The following is a 21,149-nucleotide window of genomic DNA, read 5'->3' on the forward strand; positions in this document are numbered from 1 at the left end:
GCCGGGCTGCCGCGATGACCTCCCGATTGCGCCGCTTCGCCGGGGGCCTGCTCGTTTCGCTGGTCCTGCTGCTGGCTGGCGTCCCCGCGACCGCGGCGAGGCCGGCGGTGCTCACCGTGGCCATCGATGACAACTACCCGCCGTTCGTCTACAGGGACGGCGACGGCGGGCTCGCCGGCTATCTCGTCGACCTCTGGGATCTCTGGGCGCGGAAGACCGGGGTGCGCGTCAAGCTGCTCGGCAGCGACTGGCTGATCGCCCAGCAGCGGATCGCCGACCGGCAGGCGGAAGTCATCGATACGGTCTTCAGGACCCCATCGCGCGAGCAGACGCTCGACTTCTCGCCTCCGTACGAGAAGATCCCGGTGTCGATCTACACGCATTCGAGCGTCGGCGGGATCGTCGATCTGGCCACCTTGCGCGGCTTTCTGGTAGGCGCCAAGGCCGGCGACGCCTGCGTCGAGAGGCTCGCCGGCGGCGGAATCCATACCGTCGAGACCTTCCCGAGCTACGAGTCGCTGGTCGCCGCTGCGCTCGAAGGCAGTGTCCGCGTGTTCTGCCTCGACGACCCTCCGGCGCGTTACCTCCTCTATCGGAAGAACGCCGAGCAGGTCTTCAACCGGGCGTTCATCCTGTACACCGGCGAATTCCATCGGGCCGTGCGCAAGGGCGATGAGCAGACGATGGCCCTGCTGAGCGAGGGTTTCGCGAGCATCGGCGCCGACGAGGAACGCGCGCTGCGCGACAAGTGGATGGGAACTTCGCTGACTTCACTGCCGCTCGCTCGCCACCTCGGCTACGCGCTCTTGGCCGGCAGCGTTATCGGCATGCTGCTGCTGCTCTGGGTGCTGACCCTGCGGCGGGTCGTCCGCCAGCGCACCGAGCAGCTCGCCGCGACGCTCGGGGCGATTCCCGACCTGATCTTCGAGGTCGGGCTCGACGGACGCTACTACGCCTATCATTCACCGAAGAGCGAGGTGCTGCTCGGAGTTTCGCTCGACGAGCTGATCGGCCGGCGCCTGTCCGAGTTCCTCCCGCCCGAGGCCGCCACGGTCTGCTTCGAGGCCTTGAACGAGGCGCACGAGCACGGTCATTCGGTCGGCCGCCAGGTGCGCCTTCGCCTGCCCGACGGGCGGCACTGGTTCGAGCTGTCGATTGCCCGGAAGGCGGCGCGCCGTGGCGATGGCCCGCGCTTCATCACCCTGGTCCGCGACATCACCGAGCGCAAGAGCGCCGAGGCCCGGCTGCGCATGGCGACCCAAGCGACGCAACTCGTCTTCTGGGAGCTGGATATCGCGAACGATCGCCTGCGCTACGATGCGACGATGCTCCAGTTGCTCGGGTTGGCTCACGGCGAAGGCCCCGCGGATTCGGGCGAGTTGATGGAACTCGTTCATCCCGACGATCGGGCGGCGCTGATCGAGCGCTTCCGGGAAGCGCTGCGACCCGGCGATGCGGTGTTCGGCTTCGAGCACCAGATCGTCAATCGCGCCGGAGAAGGCATCTGGCTGCAGACCCGTGGCCGGGTGGCACAACGCGATGCGAGTGGGCGAGCCGTGCTCGCGGTCGGTACGGCGATGAACATCAGTGAGCGCAAGAAGGCCGAGGAGGCGCTCCTGCGGCGCAGCCAGCAGCTGGAAATGCTCTCCGGAGCGACGCAGGAGATCAACCGGGAACTGGACATCCCGGTCGTCCTGAGCGGGCTCGTCGATTCGGCGCTGAAGATCACAGGCGCGACCGGCGGTGGTGCCGGGCGTCTCGAGAACGGGGAAATCGTCTTCGACGAATACCGGCGCGGCGAGCGCCTGCTGGCTGTCGACTACCGCTTTCCGCCGGGTCGTGGTGTGCCCGGGCGGGTGCTGCAGACCAGGCAGTTTCATCTGAGCAACGACGCCGCACACGATCCGCTGGTGATTCCCGAGGTGCGTCAGGCGGTCGGTTTCGGGAATCTGCTCGACGTGCCGATCGTCAACCGCCGAGGTGAACTGCTCGGCTGTCTCGAAATCCACGACAAGCCCGGTGGCTTCGACGAGACCGACGTCTGCCTGCTGCAGGGCCTGGCGGCGAGCGCGGCGATCGCCCTGGAGAACACGGCGCTGCTCGCCGCTCGCCGGAAAGCTGCGCAGGCCCTGCGCGAGAGCGAGGCGCTCAAGGCCTCGGTGCTGGCCAGTGCAGCCTGCGGCATCGTCGCGACCGACCGGGCGGGAATGATCACCGTGTTCAATCCCTGCGCCGAGGCGATCCTCGGCTACCGGTCCGACGAAGTCGTCGGCAAGGTGACGCCGGAGATCTTCCACGACGCCGGCGAGGTCGTGGCGATGGCCCGGCAGGTCCCGGGGACTTCCGGTGAGCCGAAGGCGGCGGGTTTCGCGGCGCTCGTCTACAAGGTGCGGACGACCGGGGTGACCGACCAGCGCGAGGTCACTCTGGTGCGCAGGGACGGCCGGCGAATTGCCGCCCGGCTCGCGGTGACGGTGATGCGCGATGCGCAGGGCCAGATCGACGGTTACCTCGGGACGGTCGTGGACATCAGCGCCGAAAAGGCGGCCGCAGAACAGCTCCGGCTCGCGGCAAAGGTTTTCGAGCAGGGCGGCGAGGGGATTGCGATCACCGACGCCGCATACCGGATCGTCATGGTCAATCAGGCCTTCGTGCGGATCACCGGGTACTCGGCCGAAGAGGCGTTGGGGAGCAATCCGCGGCTGCTGGCGTCGGGCCGACACGACCGGAGTTTCTACCAGGCGATGTGGGCGGCGATCGAGGCGCAGGGGCACTGGCAAGGGGAAATCTGGAATCGCCGCAAGGATGGCAGCGTGTATCCCGAATGGCTGTCGATCAGCCGGGTGCAGAGCGAAGGCGTGACGACTCATTACATTGGTACGTTCATCGACATCACCCAGCACAAGGAAGCGGAAGCGAGCATCCAGCGCCTCGCTCACTATGATCCGCTGACCGGTCTGCCGAACCGCAGTCTGCTCGACGAGCGCTTCCGTCACGACCTGAGTCGCGCGCATCGTGGACGCGAGCCGTTGGCGCTGATGTTCCTCGACCTCGACCGTTTCAAGAACATCAATGATTCTCTGGGTCATCGCGTCGGCGATGAACTGCTGATCCAGGTCGGCCAGCGCCTGCGCCACGCGATACGCGACGAAGACACCGTATCGCGCCTGGGCGGCGACGAGTTCATTCTCGTCCTGCCGAAAACCGATGCCGATGGCGCCGCACACGTTGCCGCCAAGCTGCTCGAGATCACCGCGCCGCCGTACCGCATCGAGCAACACGAGCTCACCGTGACCGCGTCGGTTGGCATCGCCATGTATCCGGCCGACGGCGACAGCTTCGAAGTGCTCTCGATGTGCGCCGATACGGCGATGTATCGCGCCAAGCAGAGCGGGCGCAACGGTTACTGCTTCTTCACCGCCGAGATGCAGGAGCGCTCGGCGCGCATGCTTCAGATCGAGAACGATCTGCGCAGGGCGCTCGACAACGACGAGTTGCGCCTGCACTTCCAGCCGCAGTTCGCGATCGCCGACCGTCGGCTGGTCGGTGCAGAAGCCCTCCTGCGCTGGCAGCACCCCGAACTCGGGACGGTACCGCCGGCCGAGTTCGTGCCGATCGCCGAGGAGTCGGGCTTGATCCTGCCGATTGGCGAGTGGGTGCTGCGCACGGCGGTTCGTCAGTTGCGCATTTGGTAACGGGCCGGGCTGCCCCTGGCGAGCGTCGCGGTGAATCTTTCTGCGGTACAGTTCCGTCAGGCGAGTCTCACCCAGATGGTTTCGCGAATCCTCGACGAGGAGGAACTGTCGGCTGGATGTCTCGAGCTCGAACTGACCGAGAGCGTGGCGATGGACAACCCGCTGGCCGCGATCGAGACGATGGACAAGCTCCGCGAGCGCGGAGTGCGCATGTCGATCGACGACTTCGGAACCGACTACTCGTCGATGAGCTACCTCAAGCGCTTCCGCGTGCACAAGCTGAAGATCGACCGCTCCTTCGTCGCCGACCTGTCGACCGACCCCGACGACGAGGCGATCGTCTCGGCGATGATCAGCCTGGCTCACAACCTCGGCCTGCAGACGATCGCCGAGGGGGTCGAAAGCGAAGCACAGCTCGCGTTCCTGCGCGCCAGAGGCTGCGACGAAGCGCAGGGCTATCTCTTCGGGCCGCCGATGACTGCCGATCGCTTCGGAGCTTTCCTGCGCAGCGTCGCCGTCGAGACACCTGGCGGCTGAAGGCGCGGCTGCGGAAGAGGACGGGGATCGGGCTAAAGCCGCGCGCTGCCGTGCCGTTAAGCGGTTGAACTGGAGAGCCACGGGCGATCGTCTCGAGCAACGGGGCGGCCGACGGAAAAGGCGAGGCGATGGCAGCCGGAGGTCGATGAGTGGCCAGCCGGATCGATCACGGAGCTTCGGATGAAGGACGGCAAACGGCAGTGGTGCGAGGCGGAAAAGGCGATCGACCGGCTGGTGTGCTGTGTGCGCGCTGGCGACCTCGATGCACTACGCGAGCTGGTGGGCAGCGGCTTCGACCTCAATGGCTGCGATCAGCTTGGCGAGACGATTCTCGAACGGGTGATCGGTGAACTCGAATTCTGTCCGGGGAAGCAGCGCTACGCGGTCATCAGGGAGATGCTGCGGCTGGGCGCCAACCCGGGCGTCGTCGGCAGCGACGGGTCTACCCCGCTGTTCACGGCGGTGGTCAACATGGACACGCGAATGATCGGCATCCTGCTCGACGCCGGAGCCGATCCGAACGCGAGCCTGCGCATCCTGCGCGGCACCGGCAGCGAAGCCGACACGGCCGGGAGTCGGGCGGTCGCCGAGTCGCTCTACGACTGGGCCAAGTTCGCCTATCGTTACGAGGTCTGGGAGACCCGCCTGCCCGAGGACGCGCGGACTGCCGACCAATCCGACGAGGACGCCTGGCTCGGTCAGGTGGATCGACTGGCGGTCGAGTACGGCAAGCGGCGTCCCGACCATCTGCGTCTGTTGCGCGAACGCGGAGCGCAGTCGACGCTCGAACTTTGCCGCGCAGCACGGGCGCTCGATGATGACGATCATCCGGACCCAGGGGGGCACGCGGTGCGTGCGCTCTGGCCATCCGGGCGCTCGTCGCCGAAGCGCTGAAGGAATCGCCGGTCGGGCATCGTCTGCCGGGCGGGCGCGGGCGGTCAGCCGATCCCCAGTCGGCTGCGACGACTGCCCGGGAATCGCCGCCGATCAGTGCTGGGCCAGCCAGAGCAGCAGGGCATCGATCGCCGGCTTGCCGAGTCTGGCTTTCGGGTCGTTGATCAGGAAGACGGCGATCCAGCGCCTGCCCCTCTGGTCGAGGAGGTAACCGGCGATCGAGCGCACGCCTTCGAGGTAGCCGGTCTTGAGGTGCGCACGTCCGTTTGCTCCGCCCTCGTTGAGGCGCTTGCGCAGCGTTCCATCGACTCCCGCCAGCGGCAGCGAAGCGATCAGTTCGGGCATCACCGGGCTTCGCCAGGCGGCACGCAGCAGTTGCGCCAGCCCATCGGCCGAGATGCGCTCGCTGCGCGACAGCCCCGAGCCGTTGTCGAGAACGAGTTCGGGCAGATTCAGTCCCTTGGCCTGCGACCAGGCAGCGATCTGCCGGCGCGCTCCGTCGGGAGTTGCCGGTCGCTGGCCGTCGAGGCTCAGGAAGAGCTGGCGGGCCATCACGTTGTTGCTGTGCTTGTTGATGTCGCGGACGATCTCGCCGAGCGCAGGGGAGTCCTGCGCGGCGAGCAGCTGCGCTTCCGGCGGTACGCGGCCTTCGCGCACCTGGCCGGCGAAGGCGCCGCCGAGTTCTCGCCAGAGCGCGCGGAAGAGGCTGTCGACCTGCACGTCCGCAGGCCATGGCGCGAGGTGCAGCACCTTCTCTCCACAGGCTGCAGCAAGGCTTCCCGCGAGCTGGATCGTCCGCCCGCTGACCGACGGCCTGATCTGTTCGCGCCAGTCGCCGCAGGCCTCACGGCCGGCGACCAGGCGGTTGTCGATGCGCAGGCCTTCGGCCGGCGTGCTGGCGAGCACCTCGACGGTCTGCCGGATCGGATCGGGCAGCAGCGTCAGGCTGATGCTTCTGAAGTTGATGAGCAGCGCGTCGGGGCCGGCGTTGTACGGACGCAGTGGCTCGTTGTCGAACTCGCCTGGGTCATGCTGTGGCAGCGCGAAAGCGCTGCGGTCAAGGACCAGATCGCCGCCGATCTCGCTGACGCCGCGTGAGCGGACCTGGCGGAGCAGCTGCCAGAACTTCTCGAGATCGAGGCGGGGATCGCCGCTGCCGCGCAGGTACAGGTTGCCGGCGAGCCGGCCTCCTGCCGGTCGGCCGTCGGCATACACCTCGGTCCGCCAGGTGTAGGCCGGCCCGAGGATGTCCAGCGCGGCGTAGGTGGTGACCAGTTTCATCACCGACGCCGGATTCATCGCCTGCCGCGGGTTGTGGCTGAGCAGCGGCGGGCCGCCCTCGACGTTCTGCACGACGATCGACACTGAGCGCGTCGGGATCCCGGCGTCGGCCAGTGCGCGACTCACCGCAAGCGGCAGCTCGCTGGCCGACGCCGGCGACTTGCCGAGGGCGAGCAGGGCGAGGGCCAGCAGCGCGGCGGGCGCCCCTCGGGTTCGCGCGTCTCCGCTTCGCGGCTGGCGTTCGGGATTCGCGCGTGCGCGGGGCGACCGCGGCCGAACGGCGATCAGCCGTGGTTGCTCGTGCCGGACCTGCGCACCCTCTTCAGTCCTGCCTGGACGCGCTGTTGGCCTGCTCAGCCAGCCTCCCACGGCGGCTGATGGTCGAGGAACTCGCGCAGCAGCCCTTCGAGCTGGCCGAGCATCAGGTCGGTCCGTCCGGCGAGCCAGGCGCGGACGAGATCGCTGTGGTGACCCGGCAGGGCCTGAACGACGAGCTGCTCGGCGACGGCCATGTCGTTCATTCTGCCGAGCAGGTCGAGCAGTCCGGCCGCGCTCTGATGGTAGCGCTGCATCCGCCGCGCCGGGAACAGCGGGGCAAAGAACTCGAGCGCGTAGCGCAGGCGCTTGAGCGCGACGCGCAGCGCGTGACGGGCCTCCGGGTTCGAGTCCCGGGTTTCTATGGCCAGCGCCGCGACGCGCTTGGCACGTTTGTTGAGCGAGCGGGGGACGAAGGCGGCGAGCGGCGGCTTCTTGCTTTCCGCAAGTCCGACGGTGGCCCCGGTAAACTCGAGGAGCAACTGCGAATAGGTCGGAGCGGTCAGCGCCGCCTGAGCCTGCTTGCGGCAGCTGGCCAGATGGTTCCTGGCCTGCACGGCGAGTTTCTGCACGTCCGCATGCTCAGGAAACGCCTTGACGATCGGCGGGAGGATCTCGGTGATGAACACGTCCCAGTTGCGCGTGTCGCCCATCGCGTTGGCCACGTCGCGCCAGCGTGGGTCGAAGTTGCCGACGTAGTCTTCGGGCAGTAGTGGCCGCCAGAGACGGATCGCCGAACGGAGGCGGCGGATCGCCACCCGCGCCTGGTGGATGAACTCGGGGGCATCGCTGTCGCGCACCCCGCGTTCATTGCCCTGCAGTTGTGCCAGGCAGGAGAAGACCGTCGTGCGGAAGACGCCGACGCTGGTCATCCCGGCCTGCAACGGCACGTTGCCGGCTCTCGCCGGTTGCAGGCCGGCGTCGCTGGCCAGGAGGTAGCCGCGTTCGGCCTTGCTGCTTGTTTCGGGGTGCAGCGGGAGGTCGGCCTGCAGCGCCAGAGCGGTCGTGAAAAGATCGGCGACCTGTCCCTCGCGAAGCTCGAGTTCGAGTTCGCAGATGGCCTCGCTGCGCTGGCCGGCGACGATCTTGCCGCGGTCCAGGGCCACCTCGATCCGTGTTCCTTCCTGCGGGGTCAAGGTCCACAGGCTGCGCGTGAAATCGGTGACGAAAACCGGCGCCAGGCTGGGCATCGCCTCTTCGAGGAAGCGTCGCAGTTTGGGGCTGTCGACCACCGAAAAATCGAACTCGCCGGGAGTTCCGGGCTCCTCCCACTCGCGGCGCTGGGCGAGTCCGCCTGGCGCGGACGCTTCGTTCTTGATCGTCAGCAGCCATTCCTCGCCGATCTGGCGGTAGCGGACCGCCAGGCGCTTGCGCTGGAGGCGCCGGTCGGGCGTGTCGTAATAGGTGCTGACGAGTTTCTGCCGTAGCGCCTTGCTGCCGGCAAGCAGCCGGTGCGTCGGCACGCGCCGGGCCGCTCCCGCCGGCAGGGTGAGCTTGATCTCGGTTTCCAGTGCCATGGGCGTTGTCTCCTCTCCATGTGTTTGCTTGTGCAGGCCTGTCGTTCAGCGGTCGAGGCGGCGCAGCCTCTCGACGTCCGGAATATGGATCCTGCGGCCTTCGACGACGATCAGGCCTCGCCCGGACAGTTCGTGGAGTATGCGCGAGAAATGCTCCTGAGTCAGGTTGAGACGCGAAGCGATGATCCCCTTGTTCGTCGGCAGCGTAACGGTGACTCCTCTTGCCCCGCCCGGCGGGGTATCGCGCAGCAGATAGCCGATGATCCGTTCGCGACCCGACTGCAACGAGTACGACTCGACGTCACCGATCAGGTGGTGGAGGCGCATCGACAGGCCGGCGATCATCTTGCGACCGAGCCGCGGGTCCCGGTCGAGTTCGCCGAGGATCGCCATCCGGGAAATATGCAGCAGAGACGAGTCGGCGAGTGCCTGAGCATAAACCATGAACGGCTTGTCCATGAACATCACCGCCTCGCCGAAGGTCTGGCCCTGACTGACGATGTCGACGACCTTTTCGCCGCCTTGCGCAGACGTGAACGCCAGTTTCACCTGCCCGTAGAGGATCAGGTAGAAACCGGTTGGCATGTCGCCCTTGTGAAACAGGATCTCTCCGCGCGCGACGCTGATTTCGCGCGAACCGCGGGCCAGTCGGGCAATTTCGTCGGCGTCGAGCTCGTTGAACAAGGGAACGCGGGCGAGCAACGCCTCGATGTCTATGCCCTGCTGGATTACCTGCATGCGCCTCTTCCGGAATGGTCAGCCAGTGCCTGGTCGACGGCCGGCAATGTTCGCACTTGTCCCAGCTTCGAGCAAGTGGCTTGCCGGCGATCACGGGAGGCCGTTTTCCTGACGATCGCCCGCTGCCGTGGCGATCTCAGCTCGCGCTTCCCCGCGGGAATGCCGATCGCCGCGAAGCGCTGTGGACGATCGAATGCGCCATTCGCCGGCTCGCTCGCCGCGGACGGCTGATTGCCGGGGCTGCCTTGAGAACGCCGGCGAGGACGGTGGAATGAGGTCGAAAGGCGGTTCTCGCCGCACTGCCCTTCGGGAGCGAGACCGGCCGCGAATCACGCCGCTCGGAGCGCGGCAATCCGTTCCTCGATCGGCGGGTGGCTGGCGAACAGCGCGAGCCAGCCCGGGCGGCCGCTGATTCCGGCGGTGGCGACGTTCTGCGGCAACGCTCCGGCCTCGAGGCTGCCCAGGCGACGCAGGGCGCGGACCATCGGGACGGGTGATCCCATCAGTTGCGCTGCTCCCGCGTCGGCACGGAACTCACGCTGACGAGAAAAGTACATGACGATGATGCTGGCCAGCATGCCGAAGACGATGTCACAGAGCACGACGGTCACCGTGTACGCGAGGCCGGGCCCCTGTTCACCGTCTTGCCGGCGTAACGCCGAATCGACGAGCCAGCCGATCACCCGGGCGACGAATACCACGAAGGTGTTGACCACACCCTGGATCAGGGTCAGCGTGACCATGTCGCCATTGGCGATGTGCGCGACCTCGTGCGCGATCACCGCTTCGGCTTCTTCCCGGGTCATGTTCTCGAGCAGGCCCGTGGACACGGCGACCAGCGAACTGCGGCGCGTCGCGCCGGTGGCGAAGGCATTGGCTTCGCCCTCGTAGATCGCCACTTCGGGCATCGGCAGGTCGGCCCTTTCCGAGTAACGGCGGACCGTGTCGACGAGCCAGTACTCGGTCGAACTCGCCGGAGATTCGATGACCCGGGCGCCGGTGCTCCATTTGGCGATGGTCCTGGACAGCAACAGCGAGATGAATGCTCCACCAAAGCCCATGATCGCAGCGAAGAGCAGCAGCTTGCCGAGGTCGAGACCGCTGCCGGTGAAGAAGCGGTGCGCGCCGGTCAGCGTGCTGAAGATTCCGAGGACGACGACGATGGCCAGATTGGTGGCGATGAGCAGGACGATGCGTTTCATGGCGGACTTCCGGTAACTCGTTGGGCAGCAGGTGCTTCAGAGAGTGGCCGGCTGGCGGGCGACTTCTCCGACGTCCAGGGCGTGCCACGAGACTCCGTCGCGGGCGGAGGCAAGGTCGGGATTCCGGTATTCGCGCTGCCGCGCCAGCCGGCGGGCGAGCGTCCTGGCCGCGCGGTCCGCAGCCCGGTCGATGGCCACGTAGAGATCGGTCTCGGTATCCTCGATGACCATCCGTGGCATCCCGGGAACGGTGAGCAGCATCCGACAGCGCTTGTCGTCGCCACCCCGCGGGCCGTTCAGGTCGGCGAGCAGGATCGAAACCTTGCTGAGTTGATGGTCGGCCCAGTCGAAAGCGAAGTGTGCGCGCCGCTCGACGTGTTCACGGAGGGCAGCGCTGATCTCCAGGCCCTGGCTGCGGATGACGATCTTCATTTCGAGACTCTCCTGAGGAATGACCCGGGTCACTGTAGGACAGCCTCAGACTTCTGACAAATCGAATATAATGAGGTGACAATTCCAGATTCCAGATGTTTTTCGCCGATGCCCGCACTCAACTACAAGCACTTGCGCTATTTCTGGATGGTCGCCCGATGTGGCGCGATCGCCCGCGCGGGCGAACAGCTGCACCTCACTCCGCAGGCGATCAGCGGGCAGTTGCGCGAATTCGAGGAGTCGCTCGGTGTCGAATTGTTGCGGCGCGCCGGCCGCGGCCTCGAACTGACCGAGGCCGGGCGGAGGATCCTCAGCTACGCCGAGGAAATCTTCGCGCTCGGTGACGAACTGCTGGAAGTGGCGCGCGATCAGACAGCGAGGAAGAGTCTGCGCTTCACGGTGGGGGTTGCCGATTCGGTGGCCAAGTCGGTGGCCCATCGCCTCGTCGAGCCGGCCCTGCTCCTGCCCGAGGCACTGCGCCTCGTCTGCCGGGAAGGACGCCTGACCGCCTTGCTCGCCGACCTCGCCGTGCATCGTCTGGATCTGGTCATCGCCGACCGTCCGATGCCTGCCAACCTGAACGTCCGCGGATACAGCCACCTGCTCGGAGAAAGCGACCTGACGGTTTTCGGCGCCCCCGCTCTGGTCGCCACGCTGCCGGGAATCTTTCCTGATCTGCTCAATGGTGCGCCGTTCCTGATGCCCGGTGACGACGTGGCGATCCGCTCGCGGCTCGAACAGTGGCTCGATGCGCGCCGCTTGTACCCGCGAGTCGTCGGCGAGTTCGACGACAGTGCCTTGCTCAAGGCATTCGGGCAGGAAGGGGCGGGGTTGTTCGTCGCGCCGACGGCGATCGCCGGCTACGTCGCCGCGCAGTACCGGGTCATCGCCGTCGGGCGGATCGATTCGATCAGCGAGCAGCTCTTCGCGATCACCACCGAACGGCGGCTGAGTCATCCGGCGATCGTCGCGATCAGCGAGGCCGCACGCGACCACGTCTTTGCTCCGTCCGGAGGCGAGGCCTCCCCGGCGGTTCCCAGGCGCAATCCGGGCAATCCGGCCGGGACGCGGACGCGTGCTCGCTCGCGGTCGACGACGGGGACGGCGTGAGCCGTACACAGCTCCGTACAGCCTTCGATTTTTTTGAAGTGTAGCCACCGTTATTTCTGCTTTTCCGATGGGTCGACTGCGTTTATATTGCCCGGCGTATCACTCAACCATCAGGAGACAATCATGAAATCCTTCGCAATGTTGACTGCCGTCCTGGCTCTCGGCCTGACGCTGGTCGCCGGCGACGCCGAGGCCGCGAAGCGTCTGGGCGGCGGCAAGTCTTCGGGCATGCAGCGCGAGTCAGTGACCATGGACAGGTCGGCTTCGCCGGCGAGTCCGGCGAATGCCTCGCGGATGCAGCCTGCGGCGACGACGCCGCAGGCCGGTGCAGCGGCTGCTCAGGCCCAGCCCAAACGTTCTTGGATGGGCCCGCTCGCCGGTCTCGCCGCCGGTCTCGGTCTGGCGGCTCTGGCTTCACATTTCGGCTTTGGCGAGGAACTGGCCTCGCTGCTGATGATCGGCCTGCTCGTTCTGGTGGTCATGGTGGTGATCGGCTTCGTCATGCGTCGGCGGTCGGCGGCACAGGGGCTGGGCGCAAACAGCAACCTGCAGTACGCCGGCGCCGGTTACGGGGGCCTGGCGGGTCAGCGCGTCGAGGAACCGCTGCTGCCGGCTTCGGGATCGAGCGCGCCGGCGGCGGCCGGGACTGCCGCGCCGAGCATCCCTGCCGACTTCGACGTCGAGGGCTTCGTCCGCAACGCCAAGGTCAACTTCATTCGCCTCCAGGCGGCGAACGACGCGGGCAACCTCGACGATCTGCGCGAGTTTACGACTCCGGAGATGTTTGCCGAACTGCGCATGAACATCAACGAGCGAGGCGGTGCCACGCAGCAGACGGACGTCGTGACGATCAATGCCGAGGTGCTCGAGGTCGCCGAGGAGGCCACCCGCTACGTGGTCAGCGTCCGCTTCACCGGGCTGATCCGTGAAGACCGTGACGCGGCTGCCGAACCGATAGACGAAGTCTGGCACATGGTCAAGCCACGCGAGGGGCGGGGCGGCTGGGTGCTCGCCGGGATCCAGCAACTCTCGTAAACGATCCGCGCCGGTGGCCAGGTCGCGAGGCATGGCCGCAACGCGACACTGGCCGATGGCTTCGCTGCCGGGAAGAAAGCCTTCCCGGCAGTTTGTCGCTGGGACGTCGACCCGCTGCCACCGATCATCGCGACGACGTTGCGACAGCCTTGCGCTGCCCCCCTTGCCTCGTATAATCCACGGTTCTGCCGGGATGTTGATCCGGCGGGCACTGCGGGAGCGGGAATGAAAGGGATCCTGAATCTGCTGGCCAGGGCCAGGCTGGTCGAGCTCTCCGACGACGAGCGCCCCGATCCGCGCGCAGAGTCGCAGGCCGGCGACGCGCCGGGGCCGTTTGCCGTGCCGCCGGTGCAACCAGAGCGGTTGCCAGCGCCGGCAGACCGCCAACTGGCTGCGGCAGCGACGCAGCAGGCGTCTCTGCCGGAGACCGGTGAGGATCTCGTCGGCCAGGCATTTACCGAGATCTACGCGGCGGCCGGTGTGCCGCCTTCACCCTACCCGGCCGAGAAGCTGTTGCGCCTGCTCGACGGCCTGCGCGCGATGGATGCCGCAACGCGCCGGACGGCGATCCTGGCGATGGACGAGGCCGACGATAACTGGCAGATTGGCGATTGCCTACGCGACGCCGATCTGAAGATCGCTGCACTCGCCGAGCACAAGCGGCTACTCGCCGGGCAGCTGGGGAACCGCGAGGCGCAGTCAGCCGAACTCGTCGAGCAGATCGGGCGTACGCTGGAGGCGGCGAGCGAGGCGATCCGCCAGCAGATCGCGGAGCTCCAGCAACTGCTCGAGCGTGAGGTGACCCGTGCCGCACAGGAGCGGAGCCGCGTCGAGGCTGGCCTGCGCGCAGCGCGTGAGGCAGCGGAGCGAGAGACGCGCCGAGTCGACGCCGAGATCGAGCGCTTGCGCGAGATCCCGAATACCTTTTCGGCAGCCGGCGCCGCGAACTGAGTGTCCATTCCGAGGAGGCAAACATGGCTCAACTGACCCCGCTGGCCAAGGGGCTGATCACGGTGATCGTCATCGGTGTGGCCGGGTCGCTGGCCTGGAACTTCGGCCTCAAGGATCGTTTCGGGGTGGGCGGCGAAGCGGTGAAGGCTCCCGCGCAGTCGTCGTCAGGCGAAGCGGTCACGGCCGCGAGACAGGCGCCACCGGCAAGGCCGGCGACGGCCGACGACCGGAACGCTCCGCTGGGCAGTGCGGCCAACCCGCTCAAGGTCAGTCTGGTCAGCTTCCACGGTTATGCGCCGGCGCTGGTCGCCAATGGCAACAATCTCAACACACAGCCGGGTTCGATCTACGCGAAGCTCGGCGTCAATGTGCGCTTCGTGATTCAGGACGACATCCCGACGCTGGCGACGATCTTCGAGTCGGGCGCCGCGCAATGCGCCTGGCGGACGTCGGACTTCTGGGCGCAGGAGCAGCCCAATCTGCGCAACGCGGGTCTCGACGGTCGGGCAGTGATGATCGTGGACAATACCCAGGGCGGTGACGCGGTGATTGCCCGTGACCCGTCGGTCAAGGCGATCGAAGACCTCGCCGGCCGTTCGGTGGCCCTGCTCCAGTTCACTCCCTCGCACGGCATGCTGATCGATGCGCTGGACAACTCGTCGTTGACCGCGCGCCGCAAGGACAGCGTGAAGATGGTCTTCATCAACGCCGAGGAGGGCGCCGCCGGTGTTCGGGCGGCCATCGAATCGGGGGCCGTGGACGCGGCCGTGCTCTGGGACCCCGACCTCTCGCTGGCCTTGCGCAACGTTCGCGGGGCGCACGTCGTTTACTCGACGAAGACGGCGACCAATCTGATCTTCGACGTGATGGTCTGCGACTCGCGCGTGCTCGGCAAGCCGGAAGGTCAGGCGGTCGTGCAGAAGTTCGTCGAGGGCTGGATGGATGGAGTTCTCGCTGCGCGTGCGAATCCCGACAGCGCCGTCGACGCGCTGGTCAGAACGCAGGAATTCTTCAGGCTGCTCGCCGACAAGGAAGGCAAGGCCTTCGTGCGGAGCCTGTTCGCCAACCTGGTGTGGACGGGGGTCGAGGACAACGCCCGAATCCTCGGTCTGGCTGGCGGCACGAATCACTACGAACGTGTCTACAGGCGCTTCGACGAGATCTACCGCAAGGCCGGTGCGCTGGCCAATCCCAAGTCGCCGGTCATTCCGGCCCAGGACAGCTTCGACTACCGCTTCATCAAGGCGATGCTGGCCAGGAACAGCGCCGCGGTCGAGGCGGCAGCCCGGCCACAGGAGACTTTCAGCCAGTCGGCACTCAAGGAGGCGACACAGAAGGAAGCGATGGTCACCAAGCCGGTAATGGTCGGCTTCGCCTCGGGCAGCGCCGAACTGACCAAGCGCGCTCAGAAGACCGTCGACGGCGAGATCGTTCCGTTCATCGAAAACAACGGCAAGGCCTATTTCGAGGTCAGCGGCAATTCCGACTCGACGGGTTCGCGCGAGGTCAACCTCCGGCTCTCGGCAGTTCGCGCGCGCGCCGTCGTCGATTATCTGGTCACCCAGTGGGAGTTCCCACGAGAGCGTTTCAAGATCGTCGGTAATGGCCCTGACCGGCCGCTCTGCGTCGAGGCCAACGTCGTCGGCGAGGGCCTGTCGATCGAGGAATGCCGGGCGATGAACCGGACGACGAGGGTCGCCGTCTTCGGCGGTCGCTGAGTCGTCGCACATGGAACCCGCACCGGGCCGATGAGCGACTTCTGGAACCCCTACGCGGCGCTGACCAGTGGCCGGCGCCGCCTGCTCGGCGCTGGCTCGGTGCTCGCCGTGCTGCTGCTCTGGGGGCTGATTGCGGCGTCGGGGCTGGTCAGCGCGACGAAACTCCCGGGGCCGTGGGACGTTCTCGCCGCGCTCGCCTACCTCGGCTGGCACGAAGGCGAGAGCATGCTGCTCACCGCGACGCTCTGGTCGGTTGGCCGTCTGTTCGTCGCCGGCGCTCTGGTGGTCGCCGTCGGCATCCCGATCGGCATCGTCATGGGTGCCGCACCGCGGGTCAACGCGGCCTTGTCGCCACTCGTCGATCCCTTCCGCTCGGCACCGGTCGTCGCCCTGCTGCCCATCCTGGTGATGTGGCTGGGGATCGGCGAGACGATGAAGATCGCCTTCCTCTTCGTCGGCGCGGTCGTCTATCTGATTCCGATGGTCCGCGACGCGATCCAGGCCGTGCCTCAGAGTTACTGGATCGGCGCACGCGACCTCGGCGCGACTCCCTGGGAGTGCATTCAGCGGTCGGTCGTTCCGATGGCCATGCCGCGGATTGCCGATGCGGTGATCGTCGCGTTTTCGGTGATGTGGACGTACATCACCGTCGCCGAGTACGTCAACGCCCGCCAGGGGCTCGGCCAGCTGATCCAGAACGCACGGCGCTTCAGCGCCTGGGATCAGGTCTTCGCCGGAATCATCGTGATCATCGCGCTGGCCCTGGCGACCTATCAGTCGATGGTCTGGCTCAAGCGCCGGCTGTATCCGTGGGAGACGCAGCAGTGAGCACGGCGGATCAGCGTCCCGAGTCCGCGGGTTCCGCGCAGGAAGCGGCCAAGCCGATCTCCGTCGTCCTGCGCGACATCGTCCAGGAATACCCGGTCGTCGACGGTGGAGTCACCCGGGTCATCGACCGCGTATCGCTGACTTTCGACCGGCCGGGGATCGCCATGCTTCTCGGTCCTTCGGGCTGCGGCAAGAGCACCCTGCTGCAGATGCTCGGCGGCGTTCGGCCGATGGGGGTGGTCACGCCGAGTTCGGGCAGCGTGCTGATCGACGGGGTCGAGTGCACCGGTCCGCACGACGACGCGGTGATGGTTTTCCAGCGCTACGCCAACCGGCCGGACCTGACGGTGTTCGACAACGTCGCCTTTCCGTTTCGGCTGAAGCTCTGGCGTTCGCGGGTGCCCGAGAGCGAATGGCGCCAGCGCGTCGCCGACATGCTCGCCGCGGTCGGTCTGTCGGACAAGCTCGGTCTGCTCCCGGCGCAGCTTTCGGGCGGCCAGAACCAGCGCGTCGCCCTGGCGCGCGCGCTGGTCCTTCGCCCGCGAATCCTGCTGATGGACGAGCCTTTCGGGGCGCTCGACGCGCAGACGCGCGACGAGATGCAGCGCCTGCTGATCGACCTCTACCGGAGCTGGCCGTGCCTGGTCGTCTTCGTCACCCACGATGTGACCGAGGCGCTGGTTCTCGGTGACCGGGTGATCGTCCTGTCGACGCAGCCGGCACGCGTCGCCGACGACTTCGTGATCGACGAACCCAGGCCGCGCCCGGCCGTCTGGCAGCGGTCTCGCGAAGCGCAGGCCCTCGAGGAGCGGATCCTGCGTCAACTGCACCAGGCCAGTCCGGGCCGCGGGCAGGTCAGGGTCACCGTCTAGGCATGGCCGGCGAGAGACCATCGTACGTCAGGGAGGCGCTGACCAGTCAGACCAACCTGTACGCTTTCCTCGGCTCGCTCGCCGCCGGCGCGCTGCTGTCGATCCCCTTCGGCTTCGGTGTCGGAGCGATCCCGCTGATCGCCTTCGTTGCCGGTGACCTCCTCGCAGCGCTTCACGTGCCCTCGCTGCCCGGGTTTCGCGAGCGCGTCGACCGGCGCTGGCGCGAGCGGACACGTCAGGCCTCGCGTGAGCAACTGATCGCCGAGATCCAGAAGCGCGTCGGCAAGCGGGCAACGCCTTCGACGACGCTGCGCACCTATCAGCGGATGGTCGAGCGCGTGCAGTCGCTCTACGCACGCGTCGGCAGCGGAGTGGGGCGCCTGGCCTGGCGTGATGTCGAGCAACTCGACGACGTGACGCTCGAATACCTCGCTCTGTGGCTTGCTCTGCTGGTCATGGACGACCGCGCCGAGTCGGTCGACCTGAGCGCGGTCCAGGCCAGCATCGCGGCGATCGACCGCGAACTGGCTTCGCCGCCTCAGGGCACCGACCTGCGGCAGCTGCAGAGGGCGCGTGCCGATTACCTGGCGATCGTCGAGCGGCACAATCGGATGTTGAGCCGGCGCCGGGCACTCGAGGCGGCGATGCTCTCGATGCCCGACCAGGTCGATGAGATCTACCAGATGATCATGACCCTGCCGGCGGGCGAAGAGCTCGGCAGCCGGCTCGACGAGGCGATCGGCAAGCTGCGGTTGCAGGAGGACCTCGAAGCGGACCTGGCGAGCGATCTCGCCGAGGCGCTGCCCGGCGTGCCGGTACCGAGGCCGGCGACCGACGCCGTGCGGCAGGCGCGGCTGGTCGCCGTCGGTGGCGCCCGGCGGGCGATTTGATTGCGAACGAAAGGAAGAAGGCGATGGCCGACATCAATTTTCTTGGGCGTCTGTCGAACCTCTGGTCGGGGTTCGTTTCACTGTGGATCACCGACGTCGAGAAGCGGCATCCGGAAATCGCTTACCAGAACGCGATCGATTCGATGATCGACAAGTACGGCAGGCTGAAGAGCGCCACCGCGGCGATCATGCGCCGCCGGGAGGACATCTCGGCGCGCCTGGCCAATGAACGCAGCGAGCTGGCGGCGATCTCGGCCGACCTCAACGCGGCGCTGGCGACCAGCCAGGACGAACTGGGCATCGTGCTGATCCAGAAGAAGAACGCGCTCGAGGCGAGCATCCGGACGCTCGAGCAGGAACTCGACCAGGCGAGCAACGACGCTCAGGAAGCGAAGGATTCACTGATTCAGGTCAAGGCCGAGATCCAGAAGCTCAGGGACGAGAAGGACCGGATGCTCGCGCAGATGCACAGCGCGCAGGCCAGGCTGAAGATTCAGAATCAGCTGGAGGGCCTTTCGGTCGATGCCGAAGTCCGGGCGCTCGACAACGTCCGCGAGCACATCCGGAATACCGTCGCCGAGGCGAAGATGGGCAGCGAACTGCGTGACTCCGACCTCGACGTCAAGCTTGCCCGCCTGCGCCAGAGCAGCGGCGCGATCACCGCTCGCCAGCAGCTCGAGGAAATGAAGAGGGTCCGCGGCACGCAGGCGGAATCGACGGGCAAGTCGATGTAGCCTGGCCGGCCAATCGGGCGATGCTCATCTCCGAGAGCGGCATTCGGACGCCGCTGCCGTTCTGGGCCGAAACCCTGCGCCAGAAGTATCTCGCGGGCGAGGCGTCGATCTTCGTGCTCTACCGCAACGTCTTCGACCGCTATCCGGCCGCAGGCCGCTACTGGACGATGCAGCCCTTGCTCGGCGAGGTGCTGCTCAAGGACAACAAACGGCAGATCTACGAGCTGAGCATCGACCGCGGCGTGCGCGTCGTCCAGGGCGGGGGAGTCGAGGAACGGGCCGAGCTCTATCGCCATCTCGAGGGGAAAGGGCTGGCCGGGATCTTCGAGTCGCTCGAAAGGCAGATGCGCGAGCAGCGGTCGAGCGCGCTGTTGATCCCCTATGCGGGAACGATCTTTCCGGCCGGCGAACTCCATCTGCTCTCGCTCGACGAACGCGGCGCCTTTGCGGCGCTGCACCGCTGGTCGCTCGATGAACAGTTCGCCGATCGTGACAACGTGGTGATCCTGGTCAGCGAATCGCTGTCCGAGGTCAGCTCGGCTCTGCTGACCAGTCCGCGGGTGGTGGCCATCGAGGTGCCGGTTCCCGACCACGCCGCCCGGCTGGCAGCGATTCGCCATTACGCGTCGCAAATGCCGGCCGACCAGGCCGACCAGCTGGCCAGCCAGACGGCGGGCCTGCGTGTCATCCAGCTGGCGAGTATCGTGGCCAGCGAGGCACCGCAGGCGCTGAACGAGGCGCAGCGCCGGACACTGATCGCCGGTCTCCTCGAGGGCAGCCCGCTGGCCGTCGAGAGGGCCGAGAAGCTGGCGGCGATCACCGCTGGAATGACGCCGGCCGAGATTCGCCAGCTCGTCGATCCGACACGCCAGCTTCCGCAGAGCCTCGACCCGGCGAGCGAGATGATCGCCGTCGTCCGGCAGCGCAAGCGCGAACTGATCGAGAAGGAATGCGCCGGACTGATCGAGTTCATCGAGCCGCGGCACGGTCTCGACTCGGTCGGTGGCAACGCGCAGATCAAGGGCGAACTGCTCGAACTCGCCCGAATGATCCGCGACGGTGACCGGACGCGTGCGCCGATGGGGCTGCTCGCGGTTGGTCCGATGGGTTCAGGAAAGACCTTCGTGATTCGCGCGTTTCTTGCCGAGGCCGGGCTTTCCGGGATCGCCCTGAAGAACTTCCGCTCGAAGTGGGTTGGCTCGACCGAAGCGAATCTCGAGCGCGTTCTCGCGACGGTCAAGGCGATGGGGCCGATCGCGCTGGTCATCGACGAAGGCGACCGCAGCTTCGGCAGGCAGAGCGAGGATTCGGACAGCGGCACGAGCTCGCGGGTCATCGCCCGCCTCAAGGAATTCATGTCCGACCCCGAGAACCGCGGCCAGGTTCTGTTCATCCTGATGACCAACCGCCCCGACAAGCTGGACACCGACATCAAGCGGCCAGGCCGGCTCGACCGCAAGATACCGTTCTTCTACGCCGAGACCGCAGACGAACGGGCGGCGATCGTCGACGCCGTATTTCGGCGCTACCGCGTGCTCAGCACGATCCCGGACGAGGCGCTCGTCGCTGCCTGCACGGCGCTCGACGGCTACTCGAATGCCGACCTCGAAGCCGTCGTCCTGCTCGCCGCCGAACTGGCCCAGCGCCAGCAGGCCACGGAACCGTCCAGCGGGCGCGCGGAGGTCCGTGCACCGCAGGTGACGGTCAGCGAGGAGCTCTTCGCCGAGGCTTGCGCGGATTTCATGCCGCCGCAGGAAACCGCCATGGTGCGCTACATGGAGATGCTCGCCGTCGCCGAGACCTCGCGGCGGTCGCTGCTGCCGCCACGCTTCAGCTCACTTTCGGCGGGCGAGATCCAGCGGCAGCTCGCCGAATTGCGCTCCCGGATACAACCCTGAAGGAGGAGTCCCTGATGCTCTCGATCTTCGCAGACCCCAGCCTCGACGCTGACCAGACCATCGCCGCCACGCGGCTGCTCCTGCGCATCGCGCACGTGGACGGCGCCAGGACCGACGAGGAAGTCACGTTGATCCGGCAGTTCTACGAGAGCGGTCGCACGTCGGCCGCTGGCTGGCCGGACTTCGCCAGTCTCGGGGAGGGTGCTGGCGATGGCGAAGCAGGCGCGACGTTCGCCGAGCCCGAACAGCGTGATCTGGTCCTGGCGACCTGCCTGCTGGTCGGCTACGCCGACGGGACGCTGAGCGATGACGAACTCGCCGCCGTGCGGGCGGTTGCGCAAGAGATCGGCGCCGAGGCGACTCGGGTCGACGAGTTGCTCGCCCTGGTCAAGGACTACATGCTCGCGCAACTCGCGCGTCTGCCCGACGCCGCGTCGGTCGCCGTGGTGGCCAGCGAACTCGGCTGAGAGGTTGTTCAGTAATCGTCGCGAGCAGGCGCAAA

At 67.0% G+C, this 21,149-nt stretch carries 16 protein-coding genes and 1 pseudogene; 12 read left to right on the forward strand and 5 right to left on the reverse strand.

From position 1 onward, the window contains the following. The first annotated feature begins 14 nt into the window (after window positions 1-14). A pseudogene (locus tag NFW05_RS10445) lies at window positions 15-4,232 on the forward strand (EAL domain-containing protein). Window positions 4,233-4,412: 180 nt separating this feature from the next. Next, window positions 4,413-5,126, forward strand: a complete 714-nt coding sequence (locus NFW05_RS10450) for an ankyrin repeat domain-containing protein (RefSeq protein WP_295306083.1) — start codon at window positions 4,413-4,415, stop codon at window positions 5,124-5,126. A gap of 93 nt (window positions 5,127-5,219) precedes the next feature. On the opposite strand, the gene dacB is transcribed toward NFW05_RS10450, so the two are convergent. The 5 genes from dacB to NFW05_RS10475 all read right to left on the reverse strand — a co-directional run bounded on the left by dacB (window position 5,220) and on the right by NFW05_RS10475 (window position 10,611). After that, window positions 5,220-6,533 carry a D-alanyl-D-alanine carboxypeptidase/D-alanyl-D-alanine-endopeptidase gene (dacB, locus tag NFW05_RS10455; RefSeq protein WP_295306086.1) on the reverse strand — a complete coding sequence of 438 codons (1,314 nt, stop codon included), beginning with the start codon at window positions 6,531-6,533 and terminating at the stop codon, window positions 5,220-5,222. A gap of 227 nt (window positions 6,534-6,760) precedes the next feature. After that, entirely contained in the window at window positions 6,761-8,239 is a 1,479-nt protein-coding gene (locus NFW05_RS10460) for a CYTH and CHAD domain-containing protein (protein ID WP_295306089.1), read from the reverse strand. Between the two features lie 45 nt (window positions 8,240-8,284). Then, complete coding sequence (locus NFW05_RS10465) at window positions 8,285-8,977, reverse strand: Crp/Fnr family transcriptional regulator (RefSeq protein ID WP_295306092.1); 693 nt, start codon at window positions 8,975-8,977, stop codon at window positions 8,285-8,287. Between the two features lie 329 nt (window positions 8,978-9,306). Then, window positions 9,307-10,179: a protease HtpX gene (htpX, locus tag NFW05_RS10470; RefSeq protein WP_295306095.1), complete on the reverse strand. Its 873-nt coding sequence runs from the start codon at window positions 10,177-10,179 to the stop codon at window positions 9,307-9,309. Between the two features lie 36 nt (window positions 10,180-10,215). Beyond that, entirely contained in the window at window positions 10,216-10,611 is a 396-nt protein-coding gene (locus tag NFW05_RS10475) for an HPF/RaiA family ribosome-associated protein (RefSeq protein ID WP_295306098.1), read from the reverse strand. Between the two features lie 108 nt (window positions 10,612-10,719). Between NFW05_RS10475 and nhaR the strand changes: the two genes are divergently transcribed. The 10 genes from nhaR (at window position 10,720) to NFW05_RS10525 (ending at window position 21,114) form a co-directional block, all read left to right on the forward strand. Beyond that, entirely contained in the window at window positions 10,720-11,721 is a 1,002-nt protein-coding gene (gene nhaR / locus NFW05_RS10480) for a transcriptional activator NhaR (protein WP_295306100.1), read from the forward strand. A gap of 123 nt (window positions 11,722-11,844) precedes the next feature. Further along, window positions 11,845-12,756 (forward strand): Tim44 domain-containing protein, encoded by a 912-nt coding sequence (locus tag NFW05_RS10485; RefSeq protein ID WP_295306103.1) that lies wholly within the window; start codon window positions 11,845-11,847, stop codon window positions 12,754-12,756. A gap of 225 nt (window positions 12,757-12,981) precedes the next feature. Next, a complete protein-coding gene (locus NFW05_RS10490; protein ID WP_295306106.1) occupies window positions 12,982-13,707 on the forward strand; it encodes a methyl-accepting chemotaxis protein in 726 nt (241 codons plus the stop codon). Between the two features lie 23 nt (window positions 13,708-13,730). After that, on the forward strand, window positions 13,731-15,425 hold the full coding sequence (locus NFW05_RS10495; protein WP_295306109.1) for a phosphate ABC transporter substrate-binding/OmpA family protein: 1,695 nt from the start codon (window positions 13,731-13,733) through the stop codon (window positions 15,423-15,425). Between the two features lie 30 nt (window positions 15,426-15,455). After that, complete coding sequence (locus NFW05_RS10500; RefSeq protein ID WP_295306112.1) at window positions 15,456-16,253, forward strand: ABC transporter permease; 798 nt, start codon at window positions 15,456-15,458, stop codon at window positions 16,251-16,253. After that, window positions 16,250-17,125, forward strand: coding sequence for an ATP-binding cassette domain-containing protein (locus NFW05_RS10505; protein ID WP_295306115.1), 876 nt, complete (start codon window positions 16,250-16,252; stop codon window positions 17,123-17,125). Before NFW05_RS10500 ends, NFW05_RS10505 begins: the two co-directional genes overlap by 4 nt. A 2-nt stretch (window positions 17,126-17,127) precedes the next feature. Then, entirely contained in the window at window positions 17,128-18,015 is an 888-nt protein-coding gene (locus NFW05_RS10510) for a hypothetical protein (RefSeq protein ID WP_295306118.1), read from the forward strand. Window positions 18,016-18,038: 23 nt separating this feature from the next. Beyond that, entirely contained in the window at window positions 18,039-18,749 is a 711-nt protein-coding gene (locus tag NFW05_RS10515) for a PspA/IM30 family protein (RefSeq protein ID WP_295306121.1), read from the forward strand. Window positions 18,750-18,769: 20 nt separating this feature from the next. Continuing rightward, window positions 18,770-20,647, forward strand: a complete 1,878-nt coding sequence (locus tag NFW05_RS10520) for an ATP-binding protein (RefSeq protein ID WP_295306123.1) — start codon at window positions 18,770-18,772, stop codon at window positions 20,645-20,647. 14 nt (window positions 20,648-20,661) lie between these two features. After that, complete coding sequence (locus NFW05_RS10525) at window positions 20,662-21,114, forward strand: TerB family tellurite resistance protein (RefSeq protein WP_295306126.1); 453 nt, start codon at window positions 20,662-20,664, stop codon at window positions 21,112-21,114. Window positions 21,115-21,149: the final 35 nt, after the last annotated feature.

It is taken from the genome of Accumulibacter sp. (genome assembly GCF_023806625.1).
Lineage (GTDB): Bacteria > Pseudomonadota > Gammaproteobacteria > Burkholderiales > Rhodocyclaceae > Accumulibacter.

Bases quoted from the DNA above. Each gene is read 5' to 3' on its own strand.
- NFW05_RS10450 (WP_295306083.1), top strand. From the start codon at position 4,413: ATGAAGGACGGCAAACGGCAGTGGTGCGAGGCGGAAAAGGCGATCGAC.
- NFW05_RS10460 (WP_295306089.1), bottom strand. From the start codon at position 8,239: ATGGCACTGGAAACCGAGATCAAGCTCACCCTGCCGGCGGGAGCGGCC.
- NFW05_RS10525 (WP_295306126.1), top strand. From the start codon at position 20,662: ATGCTCTCGATCTTCGCAGACCCCAGCCTCGACGCTGACCAGACCATC.
- NFW05_RS10490 (WP_295306106.1), top strand. From the start codon at position 12,982: ATGAAAGGGATCCTGAATCTGCTGGCCAGGGCCAGGCTGGTCGAGCTC.
- NFW05_RS10510 (WP_295306118.1), top strand. From the start codon at position 17,128: ATGGCCGGCGAGAGACCATCGTACGTCAGGGAGGCGCTGACCAGTCAG.
- NFW05_RS10500 (WP_295306112.1), top strand. From the start codon at position 15,456: ATGAGCGACTTCTGGAACCCCTACGCGGCGCTGACCAGTGGCCGGCGC.
- nhaR (WP_295306100.1), top strand. From the start codon at position 10,720: ATGCCCGCACTCAACTACAAGCACTTGCGCTATTTCTGGATGGTCGCC.
- htpX (WP_295306095.1), bottom strand. From the start codon at position 10,179: ATGAAACGCATCGTCCTGCTCATCGCCACCAATCTGGCCATCGTCGTC.
- NFW05_RS10495 (WP_295306109.1), top strand. From the start codon at position 13,731: ATGGCTCAACTGACCCCGCTGGCCAAGGGGCTGATCACGGTGATCGTC.
- NFW05_RS10520 (WP_295306123.1), top strand. From the start codon at position 18,770: ATGCTCATCTCCGAGAGCGGCATTCGGACGCCGCTGCCGTTCTGGGCC.
- NFW05_RS10465 (WP_295306092.1), bottom strand. From the start codon at position 8,977: ATGCAGGTAATCCAGCAGGGCATAGACATCGAGGCGTTGCTCGCCCGC.
- NFW05_RS10475 (WP_295306098.1), bottom strand. From the start codon at position 10,611: ATGAAGATCGTCATCCGCAGCCAGGGCCTGGAGATCAGCGCTGCCCTC.
- NFW05_RS10515 (WP_295306121.1), top strand. From the start codon at position 18,039: ATGGCCGACATCAATTTTCTTGGGCGTCTGTCGAACCTCTGGTCGGGG.
- NFW05_RS10485 (WP_295306103.1), top strand. From the start codon at position 11,845: ATGAAATCCTTCGCAATGTTGACTGCCGTCCTGGCTCTCGGCCTGACG.